The 13,022-nt window shown below is 65.0% G+C and carries 14 protein-coding genes; 11 read left to right on the forward strand and 3 right to left on the reverse strand.

Annotated features, from left to right (window positions below; translation table 11 throughout):
• Positions 1-4 precede the first annotated feature (4 nt).
• The gene (locus OIE68_RS25405; RefSeq protein ID WP_327093599.1) at positions 5-733 is read left to right on the forward strand and encodes a helix-turn-helix domain-containing protein; all 729 of its coding nucleotides are present in this window, start codon (positions 5-7) and stop codon (positions 731-733) included.
• Positions 734-885: 152 nt separating this feature from the next.
• Here the strand turns inward: OIE68_RS25405 and OIE68_RS25410 are convergent, their stop codons facing one another.
• Positions 886-2,343, reverse strand: a complete 1,458-nt coding sequence (locus tag OIE68_RS25410; RefSeq protein ID WP_327093600.1) for an MFS transporter — start codon at positions 2,341-2,343, stop codon at positions 886-888.
• 75 nt (positions 2,344-2,418) lie between these two features.
• On the opposite strand from OIE68_RS25410, the gene OIE68_RS25415 reads away from it, so the two are divergent.
• Complete coding sequence (locus tag OIE68_RS25415) at positions 2,419-2,898, forward strand: MarR family winged helix-turn-helix transcriptional regulator (RefSeq protein WP_327093601.1); 480 nt, start codon at positions 2,419-2,421, stop codon at positions 2,896-2,898.
• Positions 2,899-2,944: 46 nt separating this feature from the next.
• Entirely contained in the window at positions 2,945-3,565 is a 621-nt protein-coding gene (locus tag OIE68_RS25420) for a hypothetical protein (protein WP_327093602.1), read from the forward strand.
• Here the strand turns inward: OIE68_RS25420 and OIE68_RS25425 are convergent.
• A complete protein-coding gene (locus OIE68_RS25425) occupies positions 3,475-3,843 on the reverse strand; it encodes an AraC family transcriptional regulator (protein ID WP_327101802.1) in 369 nt (122 codons plus the stop codon). The two genes, OIE68_RS25420 and OIE68_RS25425, sit on opposite strands and share 91 nt — an antisense overlap.
• Positions 3,844-3,898: 55 nt before the next feature.
• Here OIE68_RS25425 and OIE68_RS25430 point away from each other — a divergent pair, with 55 nt between their 5' ends.
• The 4 genes from OIE68_RS25430 (at position 3,899) to OIE68_RS25445 (ending at position 7,503) form a co-directional block, all read left to right on the forward strand.
• Positions 3,899-4,111 (forward strand): DMT family transporter, encoded by a 213-nt coding sequence (locus OIE68_RS25430; protein WP_327093603.1) that lies wholly within the window; start codon positions 3,899-3,901, stop codon positions 4,109-4,111.
• A gap of 64 nt (positions 4,112-4,175) precedes the next feature.
• Positions 4,176-4,739, forward strand: coding sequence for a hypothetical protein (locus OIE68_RS25435; RefSeq protein ID WP_327093604.1), 564 nt, complete (start codon positions 4,176-4,178; stop codon positions 4,737-4,739).
• Positions 4,736-5,392 (forward strand): hypothetical protein, encoded by a 657-nt coding sequence (locus OIE68_RS25440; RefSeq protein WP_327093605.1) that lies wholly within the window; start codon positions 4,736-4,738, stop codon positions 5,390-5,392. The genes OIE68_RS25435 and OIE68_RS25440 overlap by 4 nt, the downstream gene beginning before the upstream one ends.
• A 125-nt stretch (positions 5,393-5,517) precedes the next feature.
• Positions 5,518-7,503, forward strand: coding sequence for a serine/threonine-protein kinase (locus tag OIE68_RS25445; RefSeq protein WP_327093606.1), 1,986 nt, complete (start codon positions 5,518-5,520; stop codon positions 7,501-7,503).
• A gap of 924 nt (positions 7,504-8,427) precedes the next feature.
• On the opposite strand, the gene OIE68_RS25450 is transcribed toward OIE68_RS25445, so the two are convergent.
• Entirely contained in the window at positions 8,428-9,234 is an 807-nt protein-coding gene (locus OIE68_RS25450) for an NmrA family NAD(P)-binding protein (RefSeq protein WP_327093607.1), read from the reverse strand.
• Positions 9,235-9,424: 190 nt separating this feature from the next.
• On the opposite strand from OIE68_RS25450, the gene OIE68_RS25455 reads away from it, so the two are divergent.
• From OIE68_RS25455 to OIE68_RS25470, 4 genes are all read left to right on the forward strand, one after another.
• Positions 9,425-9,727 carry a hypothetical protein gene (locus tag OIE68_RS25455; protein WP_327093608.1) on the forward strand — a complete coding sequence of 101 codons (303 nt, stop codon included), beginning with the start codon at positions 9,425-9,427 and terminating at the stop codon, positions 9,725-9,727.
• A gap of 218 nt (positions 9,728-9,945) precedes the next feature.
• Positions 9,946-11,028, forward strand: coding sequence for a site-specific integrase (locus OIE68_RS25460; RefSeq protein WP_327093609.1), 1,083 nt, complete (start codon positions 9,946-9,948; stop codon positions 11,026-11,028).
• The gene (locus tag OIE68_RS25465) at positions 11,025-11,957 is read left to right on the forward strand and encodes a tyrosine-type recombinase/integrase (protein ID WP_327093610.1); all 933 of its coding nucleotides are present in this window, start codon (positions 11,025-11,027) and stop codon (positions 11,955-11,957) included. Before OIE68_RS25460 ends, OIE68_RS25465 begins: the two co-directional genes overlap by 4 nt.
• Complete coding sequence (locus OIE68_RS25470; protein ID WP_327093611.1) at positions 11,954-12,943, forward strand: tyrosine-type recombinase/integrase; 990 nt, start codon at positions 11,954-11,956, stop codon at positions 12,941-12,943. Before OIE68_RS25465 ends, OIE68_RS25470 begins: the two co-directional genes overlap by 4 nt.
• Positions 12,944-13,022: the final 79 nt, after the last annotated feature.

The raw sequence follows: 13,022 nt of genomic DNA on the forward strand, positions 1-13,022 counted from the left end.
CACCATGGCGGATACCCGCCCTTCGATCGCCCGCTATCTGCGGGAACGCCGGGAAGCCGCCGGACTGACCCAGGCCGCGATGGCCGTGGCCACCGGATTCCCGCAGACGGTGATCCAGGATTTCGAACAGGGCGTGGTCGCGCCGACCTCGGCGACGCTCGGCCGGTTGTTCGATGCGCTGGGTGTACCGGTGTTCTTCCGCGACCACATCGTGAGTCTCACGCAGGCGAGCCAGTTTCCGGAGACCTTCGGCCCGGTGCCGAGCGCGCCGCTGCCCACCGATCTGCGCACTTTGCGCGGCCTTGCCCAGCCCGCCTGGTTCCAGATCGTGCCGACCTTCGATCTGGTCGCCGCGAACTCCGCGTACCTGCGGCTATTTCCCGGACTCGAGCCCGGCGACAATATCCTCGAGTGGACGATGCTGAATCCGGAGGCCAGACAGGCCGTGCACGAGTGGCACAAGGAAGCGCATCTGATGGTCTACGCGCTGCGGATGATGGCGCCGGGGTTGGTGCCGCCGGAGCGGCTGGACAAGATCATCTCTGCCTGCCGGTCGGCGCCGGAGTGGGAGCAACTGTGGCTCACTGATGTCGCACCGGCCGATATCGCCAGGCAATGGATCCACGTGCGTGATCCGGCCCGCCGCGAACTGCGCCGAATGACATTGAACGTCTTCATGTCCGAATTCCCGCGGCGGCCATGGTGGATGTACACCCTGGTGCCGATCGACTGAACCCCCTGGCAGCCGGCTCGCCACCCAGGCGGACATTCATCGGCCCGAATGCGTGGCCGCGGTGGGGCTCGATCCGGCCATCAAACGACAACGGGGCCGATCCTCGCCGTTGCGGATCGGCCCCGTGGCCGTTCGGGCTCGTGACCCGATGATCAGGCGTGCCCGGCCTTATCGGCGGCATCGGCTGCCTTGCGCATCGGAATGATCAGCGTGAGCACGATGGCGACCAGGGCTGCGGCCGTGGCGATCAGGAAGGTGGTGTGGAAGCCGTCGCGCGAGGGCAGTACATGCGAGCCGAGCTGCATCGTCATGTGGGCGAGCACCACGCTCATCACCGCCGCCGAGGTCGAGGTACCGATCGAGCGCATCAGCGAATTGAGGCCGTTGGCCGCGGCAGTCTCCGTGAGCGGCACCGCGCCCATGATCAGCGCGGGCATCGCGGCATAGGCCAGACCCACACCGCCCGCGACGATCATCGCCGCGATCATCAGCTCCCAGACGCTGTTCATCAGCACCACGGCACACAGATAACCGACCGCGATCACCGCCGAACCGAGCGCCAGCGTGACCTTCGGGCCGCGCGCCGCCGACAGCCGCGCCGAGACCGGCGACAGCAGGATCATCACGAATCCCGTCGGGGCCAGCGCCAATCCGGCATTGACCATGGACAGGCCGAAGCCGTATCCGGTTTGTTCCGGCGCCATCATCAGCTGCGGGAAGGTCAGCGACATGGCGTAGAGCGCGAAACCGACCGCGATGGAAGCGAGGTTGGTGAACAGCACGCGCGGCCGCGCCGAGACCCGCAGGTCGACCAGCGGCGAGCGCTGCTTCAGTTCGAAGAACCCCCAGACCAGGAATACCACCAGAGACAGCGCGAACAGGCCGAGTGTGCTCGCACTGCCCCAGCCCCAGTCCGCACCCTTGGTGATCGGAATCAGCAAGGCCAGCAACGCAATCGACAGTCCGACCGCACCACCGAAATCGAAACGCGCAGGCGTGCGCACCGGCGACTCCGGTACGAAGACGAAAACCAGTGCGGCACAGACGACACCTAGCCCGGCCGCGGTCCAGAACAGCATGTGCCAGTCCGCATTCTGCGCGATCGCCGCCGCCAGCGGCAGGCCGAGCGCGCCACCGACACCGAGTGTCGCACTCATGATCGCCATCGCGGACCCCACCTTCTCGGCGGGCAATTCGTCACGCATGATGCTGATGCCGAGCGGGATCGCGCCGACCGCCGCACCCTGCAGCGAGCGCCCGATGATTTCGGGCGCCAGCGCGGAGGACAGCGCGCACACCACCGAACCGGCGACCATCGACACCAGATTGGCGAACAGCACCCGGCGCTTGCCGAACATATCGCCGAGTCGGCCGCTGATCGGGGTCGCGACGGCACCGGCCAGTAGGGCCGCCGTGATCACCCAGGAAGCATTGGACGCCGAGGTGTCCAGCAGCGTCGGCAGCGTGGGAATGATCGGAATGACCAGCGTCTGCATCAGCGATACGACGACACCGACCATGCCGAGGGTCGCGATGAGTAGGCCGGATGCAGGACGGCGCCGGGCGTCGTTCTCGGTGACGGTCGAAGACGCGTCGGCTGCAACAGTCATGAATATGTACGGTACACATCCTATGTATCGTGCACAATTTGCAATCGGCGTGATTCAGCCGACATAGTGTGGGCCATGCCCGAATCAGGTCCCGAGGATGACGATGAGCTCACCCGCCTCGTCTTCGAGTTGACCCTGCTCTCCCGGCACTTCCCGGCCTCGCTGCTGCGCCGGCCCGGATTCCAGCTCGACCGGTCGGCGTATCTGATCCTGACCAGGCTGGAGATGGACTTCCCGCTCAGCCTGCGCGAACTATCGGAGGCCTTCCAGCTCGATATCTCCACCATCAACCGGCAAGTCGCCGCGATGCTGAAGCAGGGCTTGGTCGAGCGCGTCCCCGATCCGGACGGCGGTATTGCCCGCAAGATCCGGGCCAGCGCCAAGGGCCTGGAATTAGTGACCGCCGATCGCGAGCAGAGCCAGGAGGGCATCGGCGCGGTCGTCGCCGACTGGACGGCCGCCGATATCGCGCAGTTGAGCGGACTCATCTCTCGGTTCAATACGTCGATAGAGCATCTCGAGGAGAATCCGTGGCCGCGCCCGCCCGCCCGGTAGGCCACCGAGTGGCGCGGCCCCCGGGGCGTCGGGCAATATCGCTGCGGTGAGGTTCGGGTTCGGGGTGGTCGCGGCGTCACTGTTCGTGGCGTCGCCGCTCGCCGTCGGCTGCGGACTCGATACCGAGGCCGACGAATGGAACGGCTGGACGGTGACGGTGTATTACACGGCGGTCGAGTCCTATCATTCCGGACCGCTCGAAACCGTACGCGGCTGCAGCGATCTCGAATGCACCGACGCCAACGTCGAAATAGGCTCGCTGCCAGAGGATTTCGTCGACGTGGTACGTGATGAGGGCACCGGCCGGATCACCAGCGGCGAGCACGCGGGTCGATATCTGAACTGGTCCTACGATGTCGGCTTCTGGGTTGACACCGAACCGCGGGACACCCGAGGCGAGGCGCTGCATCCGTTCGAGAGTGCGGCCGCCGATGGCATCGAGCCGGGAACCCGATTGCGGCTCACCGGTTGCGGGAACGCAAGGGCCGACAGCGTATGCGGCAAATTCAGTGCCGCAACTTGGACGATCGGCGACGAATTCACACCGGGACTCGGCGGCCCACGGCATCTGGACCTCTACATCGGCGAGGAAACTTCCGAAAGTTTCACCGAGGGACCGGATTTCGTGACATTCACCGGTGCGACGCTCGAACCCGTCGGGCCCTGACCCCCTTCGAAGTACACGCCGGGCGCAATGCCGTAGCAGCGCCGGAACCAGCGGGTCAGATGGGCTTGATCGGCGAATCCGGCCTCGATCGCCGCCTGGCTGATCGGTCGGCCCGCGGCGATCAATCTGCGAGCCGTGCGCAGCCGCAGCAGTCGTTGGTAATCGCTCGGTGCCAAACCGTAGTTGGTGCGGAAGGCGCGATACAGTGCGAATCGGCTGCATTCCGCGGCTTCGGCCAGATCGTCCATGGAGATGGGGTCGAGATAGCGATCGTGCAGTACCGTACGGACCCGTCGTGCGACCGCCCTCGCATATGTCCTCTACTACTGCGCGGTGAGTCAGGTCGGACCGGCGACCGCAGCGGCGGCGATGTTCCTCGTGCCCGCGTTCGGTCTCAGCTGCGCGTGGATGTTGCTCGGGGAGTCCATCTCGCTGACGCAGGCCCTCGGGGCCGCACTGATGTTCGTCGGTGCCTGGCTGAATAGTCGCAGCAACGCGCCACGCGAAACGACGCCCGCGCCGGAGCCGGTCGACGTGCGTTCCTGAGGTTTGGATGGCCGCTGGCGAGGCATTACGTGGATGACACGACCGTCTGGGCTAGGAGGATCGCGTGTCTTCTGCAGTGATAGCAATAGTGGTCGTCGTGGTGCTGGTTTTTGTCGTGGCCGGGTTGCTGGTCGCGGCTTGGCCGGTGCTGCGGAGAAAGCGGCTGCGCAAGAAGTTCGGGCCCGAGTACGACCGGACCATGGAAGAGATGGAGAGCCGGAAAGCCACCGACCGGGAGCTGACCGAACGGGAGCGGCGCCATGCCGAACTCGATATCCGGGAACTGTCGGAGCAGGAGAAGCAGCGGTATCGCACCGAGTGGGCGCAGATGCAGGAGCACTTCGTCGACGCTCCGGCGGATGCGGTGACAGCAGCCGATGTGCTGGTGGCCGACATCATGGCCGAGCGCGGCTACCCCACTGAAGGGTATGACCAGCAGCTCGCCGATCTGTCCGTCGAGCACGCGGCGACGGTGGGCCACTATCGCGCCGCGCACGAGATCGCGATCCGGCGCTCCGATACCCGAATCTCCACCGAGGACATGCGATTCGCGGTGGTGCAGTACCGCGAGTTGTTCGAGGACCTGCTCGGCGGCACGCCGGACGAGAAGAAGGAAGTAAAGCAATGAGCACGGGGCAGGACCGGGAGCGGAGTCTGGAAAACGAAGTGCCGGAAGGGGTTTCGCCAACCGGGACACGTACCGGGACCGAAGGCGATTCGGCTGCGTCGTATGGGTCGGCGCCGATATCGGAGGCTGAGGCGAGCGGGGCCGGGGCTACGTCGGCTGCGGGCTCGGCTGGGAGTGAGAGCGCTGCGGACGAGCGCATAGCTGCGGGCGAGAGCACGGCGGCGGCAGACGAGCGCACGGCCGGAGGCGCAGCCGAGCGTACTGCGGCAGCCACGAGCACGGGTGAAGCCGAACGCACGGCCACAGACAAGAGCACGGGAGAAGCCGAACGCACGGCCGCAGGCGGGAACGCAGCCGCAGGGAAGCAGGAAATCGGAGATCAGCCGCTCTTCGGCGCCGCCGATGTCGAGCGCTTGCGCACCGCATGGCGGCAGTTGCAGGGCAGTTTCGTGGACAGCCCGCACGACGCGGTGACGCAGGCCGACGATCTCGTCATGGCGACCGTTCAGCAGTTGTCCGCCACGCTGGCCGAGCGCAAGCAGTCGCTGGAACGGCTGTGGTCGCGCGAGGAGGACGGCGATACCGAGGATCTGCGGCTGGCGCTGCGCAGCTACCGCGCGTTCTTCGACCAGTTGGTCGGCACCGGGAAGTAGCGCGGTTCAGGCCCCAACCTGCGCGACAACATCCTCGCCGGACTGGACCGCCTCATCTCCGCCGATCGATGACGCATGTGAAACGCGTATGTCGCATGGGCGCGCCCATACCATAGGCTTGCGCCGTGATTTCCGAGCGTGCAGTGGTCGACGGGCGTTTCGAGTTGCTCGAGCCGCTCGGTAGCGGCGGTATGGGGACCGTGTGGCGTGCATATGACCTCGCGCTGCATCGCGAAGTCGCGCTCAAGGAGGTGCGAGCGGAGACGGATGGCGCAGGCTCGCCCGGCGTGCACCGCGAGCGGGTGCTGCGGGAGGCCAGGGCGCTGGCCCGGATCGGTCATCCGAATGTCGTTGCCATCCACCACATCGTGGATTCACCCGAAGTGGCACATCCATGGATCGTCATGGAACTGGTTCGCGGACAGAGTCTCGCCGATCACCTGGCGGCTGGACCGATGCCGCCTGTGCAAGTGGCGCACCTCGGCCGTGGCATCCTCGCCGCCCTCCGTGCCGCGCATCAGGTGGGTGTACTGCACCGCGATATCAAACCCGCGAATGTGCTGCTGCGCGAAGACGGTTCCCCGGTTCTGACCGATTTCGGTATCGCAGCGCTCAACGATATGACCGGTCTGACCTCCACCGGCAGTGTGGTCGGCTCGCTGGATTATGTTGCGCCGGAACGGCTCAGTGGCCAGGAGGGGCACACGGCCTCTGATCTGTGGTCGTTCGGCCTGCTGCTGTATTTCGCAGTCGAGGGGTTTCACCCGATGCGGCGGGAGTCGACGGTTGCCACGCTGGCGGCGGTGATCAGCGGGGCAGTGCCGCCGCCGCAGCGGGCTGGGGTGTTGACTGCGGTTTTGACGGCACTGTTGGTGCCTGATCCGAATCGTCGGCCGAGTGCCGAGCAGGTGGATCTGATGCTTGCGCGAGCGATTGGGTTCGGTGCTGCGCCCGGAGTGTTCGGTGGGGCGGGCGCGGGTAGCGGGCCGGGAGCTTCTGGTTGGCAGGGTGGGAGCAGTGATCCGGGGGCTGTTGGTGGACCTAGCGCGGGCAGCGGTCCAGGAGTTCTTGGTGAACCCGATGCGAGCAGCGGTCCAGGGGCTATTGGTGGACCTGGGGCAGGCAGTGGCCCCCAGGCTTTTGACGGGCAGAGTGGGTTTGGTACGCCGAGTGCGGCCGATGCGCCGGGTGGATTCAATCCCCCAGGTGCGGCGTATGGACCCGGATTCAGCACGCCAGGCGCGGGCTATGGCCCCGGCGGGTACAGCACTCCCAGCGCATTCGACACCCCCGGTGCAAGCAATACACCCGGCGCATTCAGCACACCGGGTGTGGGCAACACACCCGCATTCAGCACACCCGGTGCCTTCAATTCGCCTGGCTCAGTCGAAGATTTCCACGGACCCAGCGGCATGACACCCGCCATGCACCCATATGGCTCCACGAATCCCCCTGCGCACAAACAACTCTCACGCGGGATGGTCATCGGCCTCGCGGCTGCCGCACTCATCGCTGCCGTCGTCGCCACGATCACGATAGTGGCCCTGCTCCCCGATTCGACCGACAACCAGGCCGATCCGAGCAATCCCCCCACCACAATTGAATTCCCTGCAACAAGCCGAGCCGCACTCCCGACATCCGGAGCACCCGTAACCGGCAGAACCGTCGACCTCCTGACCCCGACCAGCATCCGCCAGGCCATCGCCGCACTCGAAAAGGTCTCCGGCAGCGACGAATTCAACGAAGCAACGTTCTACCCGACCTACGCCAACGTCGGCGCACCGGTCAAAAACAAACCCGACCTCTACGACCTCTTCGTCTATCGCGACGGAACAGCCACCCGGAAAGGCGCAGGCGGCCCACTCTCCGACAAGGCCACCGTGAAGCTGAGCTCGATCAACTGGGACATCCTCCCCGACCTGTTCCGCACCGCCGACGAAAGCCTCGGCATCCCCACCCCCACCCTCCGCTACGTAATCGTCGACCCGGCCTGGACCTTCAACAACGACCAACCAACCGTCATGGTCTACCTGACCGACGACTACGGCGGCGCCTACCTGGCCGCCAACACCGATGGCACCGTGGTAACCAAATACCCCAGAGGCCGTTAGCCTCAACAACTTTCACCCCGACCGACACGAAACCCCTGCACCTGGCTCGAATTAGGTGCAACAGCGGATTCAACAGCCTCAAATATTCGTACCGGGAATAACACACCGCCCATCGGGCCCGATATTCCCGATGATCATCCCATCCGACAACGTACAAAAGCTGCCGATCTGAACGCACTCCCGATGCGTATTCATAACCATCTGGTCCCCACAGGGCGTCCCCGGATCATCCGGACCAGCCTGCGCACTCACGGGAAAAAGCGCCGCGGCAATCCCTGCAGCACCAGCAGCAACCAATAGCGAAATACGAAGCATGATCAATCCTCCAAACCGATGACGGATCGCGAGCACTTCTCTATTCGGACCGTCCCAATCGTCGGCATTTCACACCGAACAAAACCCATCCCCGACCAGCACGATCCTACTCTCCAGCACTCCCAAATACCCCCAATTACACCACTGCCCATATTCCATACTCCAAATATTTGCCCGTACGATTGCAGCCGGTCATCAGGACGGAGACACCTCCGGATTGTCGCAGTCGGCCAGCCGCCCTGATGCCCTACATATGGGCAGGAGCCCATTCGGTACGTCCTTTTCCAGTGGCTCGATTGCGGTCGGGGAGAAATCGCGGTCCGCTGCTGCAGTCCATCGAATTAGCCGGTGCAACAACAGCTTTCAGAGTGCTAGTGCCGCGTCCAGATAGCTTCTGCCGTATCGAGCCTTGGTTCGGAGGGTTCTGTCGAACGCAGTCGAATGGTGGTCGCCCACACCGCATTCGACCGGCGAGCAGGGTGGTGACGCCGATCCGCGGAGATGAGCAGGATGTCCTGAACACCCAGCAGAGCAACCGTTCACCATCGGTACATATGTGCCGGACGCGGGGTTCGCTCCGAGACCAGCCATACGCAGATCGCTCGGCGCTCAGAAACGATTCTTATGTTCGGCCACCCATTCAGCGAAAGTGCGGGCGGGCCGACCGAGTATCCGCTCGACGGTGCCATCCGGAGTACGCGCCGACTCCGGCGGATCGGCATACCAACCGACGACGTACTCGGCGTCGGCCCGCGACACCCCCTGCTGCCGTAACCGCTCGACGGCCTGCTCATTGCTGATCTGTTCAAAGGCGAGGTCACGGCCGAGCGCGTCGGCGAGCATCGCGACGCGCTCCCTCGTGGTCAGCGCCTGAGGTCCGTTGAGGTTGTAGGCCCGGCCCGCATGCCCGTCTTCGATCAGGGCGGTCGCGGCCACCGCGCCTAGATCGGCCTCGTGCACAATCGCACTTGGGAAGTCGAAAGGCTCACGCACCACGGCCTCGTCTCGGATCGAGTCGACCCACGTGAGTGCATTGGACATGAACTCCTGCGGCTCGAGCCTGGTCCAGGCAACACCCGATTCCGCCACCGCGGTCTCCGCGGGGCCGACGTACCCGCCCCACAGGATGGTGATGCGCTCGACGCCGGCGGACACCGCCCGGCGGACCAGTTCGGGTCCGGTCTCGGCCACGCCGGCGGTCACGGTGATGTGTAGCCCGGTGACACCGCCCAGCGCGGCATCGAGTGTGCCCGGCTCGGTGTGAGTGCCCGCCACCAGCTCCGCACCCGCGGGCAGCAGATTCGCGGCACGCTGCGGATCGCGGGTCAGCGCACGCACTGCTCGCCCCCTCCGCAGTACCTCGGCGACCACGTGCCGTCCGGTGTTTCCCGTTGCGCCCGTTACCAATATCGTCACAGTGAACTCCCTTCCGGGCGCGACGCTATAACCTCAATAAGCATTGAGGTCAAACGCTTGTTGCGGCCGATCTGCCGAAGGCAGATGCGAGAATGCTTGCGCGACAGGCCACCTCCGCGACTATGCGCCGTCGGCGACTACGCTCACCGCAATATCGGCATAGGTGATGTGATCAACGGGGGAAGGCGTAATGGAGGATCTCGCCGCGCGATTCGAGGAGCTGGGTCGCCTTGTACCGATCCCCTACCCATGGGACATAACGGAATACATCGCGCGGGTGGCAGAGTACCGGGGACGGCCGATCACGTTGTGCCCGATCGACGTCGGCGCACTCTCGAGGAACGGATGCGGCACCGGAAGCGGCCTGTGGATTGCCCGGGAAGGCGACGACGTGATCATGTACGGGGCCGACTCCGAATGGCATGCCGATCACATCATCGTCCACCTATGCCGAGGTGGGAACTATGCCGCTGCGGCAGGGATCGTGACGTGAAAGCCCTGGTAATGGCGGCAGAAGGACTCGGTATGGCGGCGAAACGGCCTGCATAGTTCCAGCGGCAGCACTGATACTTCTTCTGATGGGTGAGTGCGTCAGATGGAGGCGTGATCATGGTCGGGACTCGGAGAAAGCCGGGCAGGATGGGCCCATACATCGCCGGTTACCGAAATCATCTGGAGGAGTGCCGATACACCTCCGCCACGATCCGGAACATGTTGCAGATCATCGGCGATCTGGGACGCTGGATGATCGAGCAGGACGTGACGGCAGAGCAGCTGACCGCGAAATCTCTGGAGGAATTCCGCAGGGTCTGTTGCGAAGCGATGCGCCACCCGCCGACCGCGAAGAGCCTCAACCCGCTCATCGACTTCCTGAAATCGGAAGGGCTACTGACAGATCCGCCAGTCGTCCTCGATCCGCTGGACCCCTTGATCGGCGAATACCGTGCATGGCTGGTGAGCGACCGAGGTCTAGCGGCGACCACGATCGTCCGCTACGAGAGCCTGGCCCGCCGGTTCCTGGCCGAGGCATGTCCAAGCGGACCTGGCGAACTGGATGGCGCGGACATCGTCGCGTTTCTGCTGGCCGAAAGCCCGCGAGTCAGCGTCGGCGCGATCAAAGGCCGTGTCGCAGAGCTGCGGTCGCTGCTGAAGTTTTTGTATCTGCGCGGGCTGCTTCCACACCCGTTGACTTCGGCGGTTCCGCCGGTCGCTGGCTGGCACGACACCGGCATCCCGAAGTCGATCACCGCTGGGCAGGTCCAGCGACTACTCGACACCTGCGACCGCGATGACCCGGTCCAGATCCGCGACTACGCCATCTTGACCATGATCGCGAGGCTGGGACTGCGCTCGATCGAGGTCGCACGCCTGGAAGTGGGCGATATCGATTGGCGGGGCGGGCGGATCATCTTGCGCGGCAAAGCGTCCCGCGAGGATGCAATGCCGATGCCGTTCGACGTCGGGGAGGCCATCAGCGCCTATCTGACCGCTGTCCGGCCGACGACGACGTTGCGCCCGGTATTCGTGACCTGCAAAGCGCCCCTGCGCGGCATCCGCGCCGATTTGGTCAGCGATGTCACCCGCCGAGCCTGCGATCGGGCGGGTCTGCCGCGCGTCGGCGCTCATCGGCTGCGACACTCGCTGGCCACCGAAATGCTGCGCCGCGGAGTTCCGCTCGTCGATATCAGCCAGGTCCTTCGCCACCGAGACCTGGCCACGACCGCGATTTATGCGAAGGTCGACCTCTCCACGCTGCGCGACATCGCCGCCGAATGGCCCGGAGCGCCACGATGAGCCGGTTGTCTCAGGCTGCTACCGACTACCTGGATCTGCGCAAACGGCTCGGCCACGACCTGGCCGAGCACCATCGACTGCTGCCGCGGTTCGTCGCCTATCTCGACCATATCGGGGCGCCGACAGTCACGATCAACGCCGCAATGGACTGGGCCCTGGCACCCGAGGTCGATGCGGCGACCTCGAACCCGGCACGCCGGATGACGATCGCCCGCCGCTTCGCCCAGCACATGGCCGGGCTGGACCCGCGCACCGAAGTCCCACCACCAGGGTTGATCTCGTTCCCTCAACGCTGGCATCCGCCGTTCATCTACACCCGAACCGACCTGGAAACACTGACCACTCAGGCGCGACGCCAGGTCCAGGGTCGGCTGCCGGCGGCCACTCACTCCACGATGCTGGGCCTGCTCGGCGCCACTGGTCTGCGGGTCGGCGAAGCGATCCGCCTCGACCGCACCGACATCGACTGGACAGACCAAGCACTGCTGATCCGAGAATCGAAATTCGGCAAATCCCGACTGGTTCCGATCCTGCCATCCACCGTCACTGCCCTGCGCGACTACGCCGACATCCGCGACGAGCACCACCTGAACGCGGCAACGGCTAGCTTCTTCGTCTCCCGCCGCGGCGCCCGGATGGTCTATCCCTGCGTTCATGCGATCTTCCGGAAGTTGTGTCACACCAACGGAATCGGGGCCGAAGCGCCCCGCCCACCACGCATCCACGACCTGCGGCACTCGTTCGCGGTCAACACGTTGCTGCGCTGGCATCGAACCGGCGAGGACGTCGAAGCGAAACTTCCGACGCTGTCGACCTATCTCGGTCATCGGGACCCGCGCTCGACCTACTGGTATCTGTCGGCGGCCCCGGAGCTGCTGAGTCTTGCCGCACAGCGGCTCGAATACTCGGTCCAAGCGAGGCCGTCATGACCGCGATCGCCGCCACCCTGCAGAACTTCTTCACCGAACGGCTTATCAAACACCGCCACGTCAGCCCGCGCACGATCGCCTCCTACCGCGACTCTCTGAAACTGTTGCTGGGCTTCGTTTCCCAACGCGCGGGGAAACCAGCGTCCGACCTGGACTGGGCCGACCTGAACGTCGACACCATCAGCGCGTTCCTCGATCACCTCGAACACGAGCGCAGTAACAGCCCCCGCACCCGCAACCTGCGGCTGACCGCGATCCGGTCCCTGTTCACCTATGCCTCCCTGCGACACCCCGAGCACGCCGAGCTGATCCAGCGAGTGCTGGCGATCCCACCCAAACGGTTCGACAAACAGCTCGTCGCGTTCCTGACCAGCACCGAGATCGACGCCCTGCTCGCAGCACCGAACCGCGATCGCTGGGAAGGTCGCCGTGATCACGCCCTGCTGTTGGTCGCGGTCCAAACCGGGCTACGCGTCTCCGAACTGACCGGGCTCAACTGCGGCGACATCAGTCTCGGCGCTGGAGCCAACCTCCGCTGCCTCGGCAAGGGGCGCAAACACCGCGCAGTTCCGCTGACCACTCCCACACAGCGGGTGCTGCGCGTCTGGACCGACGAACGAGCCGGCGAAGCCCCTCAGCCCTTGTTTCCGACCCGCACCGGCCGACGGCTCAGCGCCGACGCTATAGAACGCCTGGTCCGCCGACATGCGACCACCGCAGCCCAATCCTGCCCCAGCATCCGGCCGGCCGACCTGCATCCACACGTCCTGCGACACAGCTGCGCGATGGCGTTATTGCACGCTGGCGTCGACACCGCTGTCATCGCACTCTGGCTCGGCCACGCCGACATCCGATCCACCGGAATCTATCTGCACGCCGACATGACCATCAAGCAACGCGCACTCGACCAGACAACCCAGGCTTCAACACCGCCGGGCATCTACCGCCCGACAGACACCCTCTTGGCCTTCCTCGAAAACCTGTGATCAGACCGACCGCTGGATATCACTAGCTGCGGAACATGCTGCGCTGCTACAGATTCGATGTCATGCGCCGATCTGCTCG

Origin of the sequence: Nocardia vinacea (assembly GCF_035920345.1) — a bacterium.
Taxonomy (GTDB): Bacteria; Actinomycetota; Actinomycetes; order Mycobacteriales; family Mycobacteriaceae; genus Nocardia; species Nocardia vinacea_A.

Excerpts from the sequence above, each read along its gene's own strand:
- OIE68_RS25460 (WP_327093609.1), top strand. The coding sequence starts at position 9,946 with ATGTTGCAGATCATCGGCGATCTGGGACGCTGGATGATCGAGCAGGAC.
- OIE68_RS25440 (WP_327093605.1), top strand. The coding sequence starts at position 4,736 with ATGAGCACGGGGCAGGACCGGGAGCGGAGTCTGGAAAACGAAGTGCCG.
- OIE68_RS25410 (WP_327093600.1), bottom strand. The coding sequence starts at position 2,343 with ATGACTGTTGCAGCCGACGCGTCTTCGACCGTCACCGAGAACGACGCC.
- OIE68_RS25405 (WP_327093599.1), top strand. The coding sequence starts at position 5 with ATGGCGGATACCCGCCCTTCGATCGCCCGCTATCTGCGGGAACGCCGG.
- OIE68_RS25470 (WP_327093611.1), top strand. The coding sequence starts at position 11,954 with ATGACCGCGATCGCCGCCACCCTGCAGAACTTCTTCACCGAACGGCTT.
- OIE68_RS25455 (WP_327093608.1), top strand. The coding sequence starts at position 9,425 with ATGGAGGATCTCGCCGCGCGATTCGAGGAGCTGGGTCGCCTTGTACCG.
- OIE68_RS25415 (WP_327093601.1), top strand. The coding sequence starts at position 2,419 with ATGCCCGAATCAGGTCCCGAGGATGACGATGAGCTCACCCGCCTCGTC.
- OIE68_RS25465 (WP_327093610.1), top strand. The coding sequence starts at position 11,025 with ATGAGCCGGTTGTCTCAGGCTGCTACCGACTACCTGGATCTGCGCAAA.